Here is a 7,659-nt window from a genome sequence, read left to right as displayed (position 1 = left end):
GGTGTGGGCGTGGGGGTAGGCGTCGGTGTCACCGTAGGCTTGGGCGTCACCGTGGGCTCCGGAGTGGGGGTCTCGGTGCCCGAGCCTCCGCTGCCGTAGTAGATGGTGGACCCCGCGGGCACCAGCTGTCCCTTCCATTGGGCGATGCCTTCCCACTCCTCACGGCTGCCCTCATAATAGACCGTCAGAGGGTTGCAGCCGTTAAAATAGTTGTAGCTGGCGCTCATATACTCCGGCCAGTACACGGTTTTCAGCTTGGGGCATTCCCCAAAGACATACTCTCCCATCACCGAGATGGCGGGCAGATCAACAGTGGTCAGGTTGGCGCAGCCGTAAAACACCTGGCCATTGATGGTATGGATGGTGTCGGGCAGCTCCACCTCCGTCAGTCCGTCGCAGTAGGCAAAGGCCTCGCTATAGAGGAAGTCCACCGAGCCGGGGAACTCCACCGAGGTCAGGCCGCTGCTGCGGAAGGCCCCGTTGCCGATCAACTCCAGGGATTTGGGAAATTCGATGGAGGTCAGGGCTGTACAGTCGGCAAAGGCGTTGTCGCCGATGTTCTGGAGAGAGCCGGGCAGTTCCACATCCGTCAGTCTGGTACAGCCGGCAAAGGCATTGCTGCACAGGGTGGTGATGCCATAGCCCACCTCCACCCGGCGGATGTCCGACTTATACTTGTCCCACGGTGTGGTGGTACCGTACAGCATGGGCCCGGTACCGGTGAGCTTCAGCGTATCCCCGCTGAAACTCCACTGAATCGAAGAACTGTAGGAGCCGCCGCCCTCCGCCGAGGCAGAGGCAGCGGGCAGCAAGCCCAGCAACAGCGCCAGGGCTGCCAAAATGCTCACAAACCGTCGTTTCCTGCTAGCCATGTGTGTTCCTCCTTCTCCTGCATCCGCACCAAATCGACAGTGCGGCTCTATGTGATACCAGTATAGCACAACTCGCCCTGTAACGGGAAATTTTGCATCATTTTTCCTGTTCATTTTTTCCGGCCCTTGTTCCTGTTTTGGGACAGGAAGTTTAACCGCCTGCCGTTTACACCGCCCTACTTTTATGGTAAAATAACTTGTTTCGACGGATGGGAGGCATTTTTTGTGGATCAACATCCTTTTTTTGCCTATTTGTCCCGGATGCGGTATATCAACCGCTGGGGGCTCATGCGCAATACCTTCCAGGAGAATATTCAGGAGCACTCCCACATGGTGGCGGTGCTCGCCCACGCCCTGGCGGTGATCCGGCGGGATGTGTTCGGGAGAGAGGCCGATCCCGGTCTGGCCGCCATGGCCGCCCTGTACCATGACGCCCCTGAGATCCTCACCGGCGACCTGCCCACCCCCATCAAGTACTACGACCCGGAGATCCGGGACGCCTACAAAAAGGTGGAGGAATTTTCCGCCGGCAAGCTGCTGGCCATGCTGCCGGAGCAGCTGCGCCCCGCCTTCTCCCCCCTGCTGCGGGAGGACTATGACCCGGATACCAAGGCCCTGGTGAAGGCCGCGGACAAGCTGTCCGCCCACATCAAGTGCCTGGAGGAGCTGAAGGCGGGCAACAGCGAGTTCCAGCAGGCCGCCCGTCAGACGCTGGATGCGCTGAAAGGCTATAACCTGCCCGAGGTGGACTACTTTCTGGAGCATTTCCTCCCCGCCTTCGGCATGACTTTGGATGAGATGGGCCGGGAATGACCGGCGCCGTTTTCATAGAGACAGAAGAAATAAAGGAGTTATCAAGTATGAGAGCCATTGTCACCGTTCTGGGCAAGGACCGTGTGGGCATCATGTCCGCCGTTTGCGCCCTGCTGGCCCAGCACAACGTCAATATTCTGGATATCAGCCAGACCATCCTCCAGGACTACTTCACCATGGTCATGCTGGTGGACGCCGGCAACTGCGATATGCCCTTTGCCGATCTGGCCGCCCTGATGGAGCAGGAGGGCAAGGACCGTGACCTGTCCATCCGCGCCCAGCGGGAGGACATCTTCAACGCCATGCACAGAATTTGAGGGTAAAGCGTTATGATCAATACCAACGAAATTTTTGACACCATCCACATGATTGACCAGCAGCATCTGGATGTGCGTACCATTACCATGGGCATCTCTCTGCTGGACTGCGCCGACTCCGATCCCAACGCCGCCTGCCGCAAGATCTACGACAAGATCACCCGCCAGGCCGAGCATCTGGTGGCCACCGGCGAGGCCATTGAGCGGGAGTTCGGTATTCCCATTGTCAACAAGCGCATTTCGGTGACTCCTATGGCCCTGGTGGCCGGTGCCTCCGAGACCAACAGCTACGTGCCCTTTGCCGTGGCCCTGGACAGCGCCGCCAAGGCGGTGGGCGTCAACTTCATCGGCGGCTTCTCCGCCCTGGTGCAGAAGGGTGCCACCAAGGCCGACCGGAAGCTCATCGCCGCCATCCCTGAGGCCCTGGCCCGCACCGATCTGGTGTGCGCCAGCGTCAACGTGGGCTCCACCAAGGCGGGCATCAACATGAACGCCGTGGGCGTCATGGGCCGCACCATCAAGGAGTGCGCCCAGCTCACCGCCGACAAGGGGGGCTTCGGCTGCGCCAAGCTGGTGGTGTTCTGCAACGCCGTGGAGGACAACCCCTTCATGGCCGGCGCCTTCCACGGTGTGGGCGAGCCCGACTGCATCATCAACGTGGGCGTGTCCGGCCCCGGCGTGGTGCACCACGCACTGAAGGACGTGAAGGGTCAGCCCTTTGACGTGGTGGCCGAGACCATCAAAAAGACCGCCTTCCGGGTGACCCGTATGGGTCAGCTGGTGGCCCAGGAGGCCAGCCGCCGTCTGGGGGTGCCCTTCGGCATTGTGGACCTGTCCCTGGCCCCCACCCCCGCCATCGGCGACTCGGTGGCCCGCATCCTGGAGGAGATGGGTCTGGAGACCTGCGGCACCCACGGCACCACCGCCGCCCTGGCCCTTCTGAACGACGCGGTGAAGAAAGGCGGCGTCATGGCCTCCTCCCATGTGGGCGGCCTGTCCGGCGCCTTCATCCCCGTCAGTGAGGACGAGGGTATGATCGCCGCCGCCCGTGCCGGCACCCTCCACCTGGACAAGCTGGAGGCCATGACCTGCGTGTGCTCCGTGGGTCTGGACATGATCGCGGTCCCCGGCGACACCTCCGCCGCCACCATCTCCGCCATCATCGCCGACGAGGCCGCCATCGGCATGGTCAACTCCAAGACCACCGCCGTCCGCATTATCCCCGCCCCCGGCAAGGTGGTGGGCGACACCGTGGAGTTCGGCGGCCTGCTGGGCTCCGCTCCCGTTATGCCCGTCCACTCCGAGAGCGCTGAGGCCTTTGTGGCCCGGGGCGGCCGCATCCCCGCTCCCATGCAGAGCCTCAAAAACTAAGGTACCGGGCCGATGTGGGCGTCGGCCCCTACGCAAATGATTCCTGTTTTGCTCGCAAAAGGCCGCCCACGGGCGGTCTTTTTCAAAAGGAGGTTATCATCATGTCCACTTGTCGTTCTGCCTGTCCCTATGATTGCCCTGAGGGCTGCTCTCTGCTGGTAGAGACCGAGGGCAATACCGTCACCTCCATCACCGGTGATCCGGCCAACCCCTTCACCGACGGCTGGGTGTGCGCCAAGATGCGCAATCTGCCGGAGGCCATCAACAGCCCTGAGCGTATCCTCACTCCCCTCCGCCGCACCGGCGCCAAGGGGGCCGGGGAGTTTGAGCCCATCTCCTGGAATCGGGCCATCGGAGAAATCACATCCCGCTGGAAAGATCTGATCGCCCAGTACGGAGCGGAGACCATTCTGCCCTACTCCTACGCCGGCACCATGGGCGTGGTCCACCGCAACTGCGGAGAGGGCTTCTTCCACGCCCTGGGCGCCAGCCGCCTCAAGCGCACCCTGTGCAGCACCGCCAAGTCCACCGGCTGGCAGAAGGTGATGGGGGGCTCCTGCGACCTGGCCCCCTGGGATGTGGAGCACAGTGACCTGATCCTGCTGTGGTCCACCAATATCCCCGCTACCCGGGCCCACCTGGCCCCCATCCTGCGGAAGGCCAAGGCCAACGGGGCCAAAATCATCCTTATTGATGTATACGAAAACGCTTCCGCCGAGCTGGCCGACCAGACCATTCTGATCCAGCCGGGCAGCGACGGCGCCCTGGCCCTGTCCATGCTCCAGGTGCTGGACCAGGAGGGACTCACCGACGAGGCATGGCTGGCTGAGCACGCCGCCGGGTGGGAGGAGTTTCGGGCTACTCTGGATGTGTGGGACCCGGAGGAGACCCAGTGTCTCATCGGTCAGGCCCCCGATGTGATCCGGGACCTGGCCCGGGCCTACGGCAGAGCCAAGGCCCCCTGCATCGTGCTGGGCAGCGGCTTCTCCCGCTCGGGCAACGGCGGCGAGGCCACCCGGGCCATCACCGCTCTGCCCGCCGCTGTGGGCGCCTGGGCCAAGAAGGGCGGTGGCACCTATGGCGTGTGCTCCTCCCCCGATCTGGTGGACAAGTCCACCGTCAAGCGTCCCGACCTGGCCGGGCCAAACACCCAGATGATCAACATCAACCAGCTGGGCCGGGCCCTGGAGGGCAAGGGACTCTCCACCCCCATCCACAGCCTGTACGTCTACCACGCCAACCCGGCCACAGTGACCTCCGACCAGAACGCCGTCCGCCGGGGCCTGGCCCGGGAGGACCTGTTTACCGTGGTCCATGAGCGGTACATGACCGACACCGCCAAATACGCCGACATCATCCTGCCCGCCCCCTACATGGTGGAACAGACCGACCTGTACACCCCCTACGGGTACCGGCAGATCCAGTACGCCCCGGCGGTGGTTCCCGCCCCCGGTGAGGTCAAGAGCAACCTTGAGGTGTTTACCCTGCTCTCCGCCGCCATGGGCCTGGACGATCCCTTCCAGGGCCGCACCGCGGAGGAGCTGTGCCGCCAGATGGTGGAGGACAGCTGGGCCCTCTCCCGGGAGGAGAAGGACAAGGTACTTGCCGGGGAGCCGGTGGTGCTGGAATCCCCCTTCCCCCTGCCCATTCAGACCGAGGATGGCAAGGTCCATCTGGACGATCCTATCATCGGCTGGTTCCCGCCCCACGGCGGCTCCGACCCCTTCCACCTGATCTGCGCCCCGGCGGTCCACACCCTCAACTCCTCCTTCAATGAGTCCTCCACCCTGCGGGACCTGCGGGGGGAAATGACGGTGCGTATGAACAGCGAGGACGCCGCCCGTCTGGGCCTGGTCCAGGGGGAGCAGGTGGTGTGCTATAACAAGCTGGGCGAGATGACCTGCACCCTGGCTCTGGACCGGGCGGTGGCTCCCATGACGGTGGTGGCCGAGGGCGTCTATCCCGGCGAGAACACCGTCAACTGCCTGACCCACGACCGCCTGTCCGACTGGGGCGAGGCCACCACCATGAACGACAACACCATCTGGGTCCGTAAGGCCTAAAGGTTTTTCCGGGAATTGGCTTTTTCCTCTGGTCAAAGCCGGTCCCCGGGTGTATGATAGAGGCATCAGCCGATTCTGGCTTTGTGAAACATAAAAGGAGTGACGTCACCATGATTCAAATCGACACCTCCAACGCCCGTTCTTTCCTGCCCGACACTTGGCTCACCAGCCGTCTGGAGGCGCTGGAGAGCGCCCGGCAGAAGCTGGAGACCGGCAGCGGCGCCGGCGGCGACTTTACCGGCTGGGTCCACCTGCCCCGGGACTATGATAAAGAAGAGTTTGCCCGCATCCAGGCGGCGGCGGAGCGCATCCGCGCTACCTCCCAGGCCCTGGTGGTCATCGGCATCGGCGGCTCCTATCTGGGCGCCCGGGCGGTGGTGGAGCTGGTCAACTCTCCCAACTTCAACCTGACCCACAAGGACGGCCCCGCCATCTACTTCGCCGGCAACGGCCTGTCCACCGACGCCATGCTGGAGGTGATGGACCTCATCAAGGATAAGGACTGGTCCATCAACGTGATCTCCAAGTCTGGCACCACCACCGAGCCCGCCGTGGCCTTCCGTATCTTCAAGAATCTGCTGGAGGAGAAGTACGGCAAGGAGGAGGCCCGCAAGCGCATCTACGCCACCACCGACGCCCACAAGGGTGCCCTGAAGGGTCTGGCCGACGCCGAGGGCTATGAGGAGTTCGTGGTGCCCGACGCCATCGGCGGCCGCTACAGCGTGCTCACCGCCGTGGGCCTGCTGCCCATCGCCTGCGCCGGTGTGGACATTGCTGCCCTGATGGAGGGCGCCCGGGAGGAGATGGAGACCCTGGCTGTGCCCGGTGAGGCCAACCCCGCCTGGCAGCACGCTGCCGCCCGCCACGCCCTGTACACCGGCGGCAAGAAGGTGGATATCCTGGTGGGCTATGAGCCCTCCTTCCGGTTCTTCGGCGAGTGGTGGAAGCAGCTCTTCGGCGAGAGCGAGGGCAAGGACGGCAAGGGCCTGTTCCCCGCCAGCGTGGAGTTCACCGCCGACCTGCACTCCATGGGCCAGTACATCCAGCAGGGCGAGCGCCTCATGCTGGAGACCGTGGTGCGTTTTGAGAATAGTAACGGCCCCGCCATCACCATCCCCCACGATCCCGATAACGTGGACGGGCTCAACTTCCTGGCGGGCAAGGACCTGTCCTTCGTGGCTGAGCAGGCCATGCGGGGCACCCTGCTGGCCCATGTGGACGGCGGCGTGCCCAACCTGATGGTCACCGCTCCCGGCCGCTGCGCCAAGAGCGTGGGCGCGCTGATCTACTTCTTTGAGTACGTCTGCGGCCTTACCGGCTACCTGATGGACATCAACCCCTTCAACCAGCCCGGCGTGGAGGCCTACAAGAATAATATGTACGCCCTGCTGGGTAAACCCGGCTACGAAGATAAAAAAGCTGAGTTGGAAGCCAGACTGTAAGGCCTCCACAACAAGCGTTTTGCCGCAGGCAAAACCTTGATGCCGGGCGGATTTATTCCGCCCGAGCAGATCAAATCTTTGGGGTCCCCACGGAACTGTAGTTCCGTGGGGCGGCCTATAAGAACAATATGTACGCCCTGCTGGGCAAACCCGGCTACGAGGACAAGAAGGCCGAGTTGGAAGCCCGGCTGGGCTAAATGTGACGGCCAGGTTGTCACAACCTGGAACGCCAACCGTGGGAATTTTTTGTGAACTTGAGCAAATCAGTTGCAATCCCACGGTAAAAATGGTAACATAAATGCACCAGGCCGGGGTGGTCCCGGCGGACTAAGAAGGAGTGATAGTTATGGTGAGAGTGATCATGGGGGTCAAGGGCACCGGTAAGACCAAGCAGATGATCGAGCTCATTAACTCCGCTGTTCACAGCGAGAATGGCAACGTCGTTTGCATTGAGCGCGGCCCCAAGCTGACCTATGACATTCACTATAAGATTCGCCTGGTTGAGGCCAGCCACTTTGATGTCTGCAACTTCGACTTTATGAAGGGCTTCATCAGCGGCCTCTATGCCGGCAACTACGATATTACCCATGTGTTCATCGACAGCCTGACCAAAATTGTGACCGCCGACGTCACCGACCACGCGGTTGAGGAGTTCCTGGATTGGCTGAACAGCTTCTCCGAGAAGAACAATATCAAGTTCACCGTCACCATCAGCGCTGACGAGTCTCTGGCCACCGAAGGCATCAAGAAGTACTTCTAATGAACGAAAAACCGCCCTGCC

The 7,659-nt window shown here is 62.3% G+C and carries 7 protein-coding genes; 6 read left to right on the top strand and 1 reads right to left on the bottom strand.

Annotated elements, in window-relative coordinates; genetic code table 11:
• Window positions 1-872, bottom strand: an 872-nt coding sequence (locus B5F94_RS17050; RefSeq protein ID WP_158100283.1) for a leucine-rich repeat domain-containing protein, incomplete at its 3' end; no start/stop codon positions are given.
• 225 nt (window positions 873-1,097) lie between these two features.
• Here B5F94_RS17050 and yfbR point away from each other — a divergent pair.
• From yfbR to B5F94_RS11335, 6 genes are all read left to right on the top strand, one after another.
• A complete protein-coding gene (gene yfbR / locus B5F94_RS11365; RefSeq protein WP_087188456.1) occupies window positions 1,098-1,685 on the top strand; it encodes a 5'-deoxynucleotidase in 588 nt (195 codons plus the stop codon).
• A gap of 47 nt (window positions 1,686-1,732) precedes the next feature.
• Window positions 1,733-2,002, top strand: coding sequence for an ACT domain-containing protein (locus tag B5F94_RS11360; RefSeq protein WP_087188457.1), 270 nt, complete (start codon window positions 1,733-1,735; stop codon window positions 2,000-2,002).
• A 12-nt stretch (window positions 2,003-2,014) separates the two neighbouring features.
• Window positions 2,015-3,373 (top strand): PFL family protein, encoded by a 1,359-nt coding sequence (locus B5F94_RS11355; protein WP_087330244.1) that lies wholly within the window; start codon window positions 2,015-2,017, stop codon window positions 3,371-3,373.
• A gap of 101 nt (window positions 3,374-3,474) precedes the next feature.
• Window positions 3,475-5,436 carry a molybdopterin-containing oxidoreductase family protein gene (locus B5F94_RS11350; protein ID WP_087330242.1) on the top strand — a complete coding sequence of 654 codons (1,962 nt, stop codon included), beginning with the start codon at window positions 3,475-3,477 and terminating at the stop codon, window positions 5,434-5,436.
• A 110-nt stretch (window positions 5,437-5,546) separates the two neighbouring features.
• Window positions 5,547-6,878: a glucose-6-phosphate isomerase gene (locus B5F94_RS11345; RefSeq protein ID WP_087330240.1), complete on the top strand. Its 1,332-nt coding sequence runs from the start codon at window positions 5,547-5,549 to the stop codon at window positions 6,876-6,878.
• Between the two features lie 346 nt (window positions 6,879-7,224).
• Window positions 7,225-7,638, top strand: a complete 414-nt coding sequence (locus B5F94_RS11335) for a hypothetical protein (protein ID WP_087188461.1) — start codon at window positions 7,225-7,227, stop codon at window positions 7,636-7,638.
• Window positions 7,639-7,659 lie beyond the last annotated feature (21 nt).

This window comes from Flavonifractor sp. An4, assembly GCF_002161755.1.
In the GTDB taxonomy this organism is placed as follows: domain Bacteria; phylum Bacillota; class Clostridia; order Oscillospirales; family Oscillospiraceae; genus Flavonifractor; species Flavonifractor avicola.
Note: the sequence above shows the minus strand (reverse complement) of the source record. Positions and strands in the feature narration are given on the sequence as shown.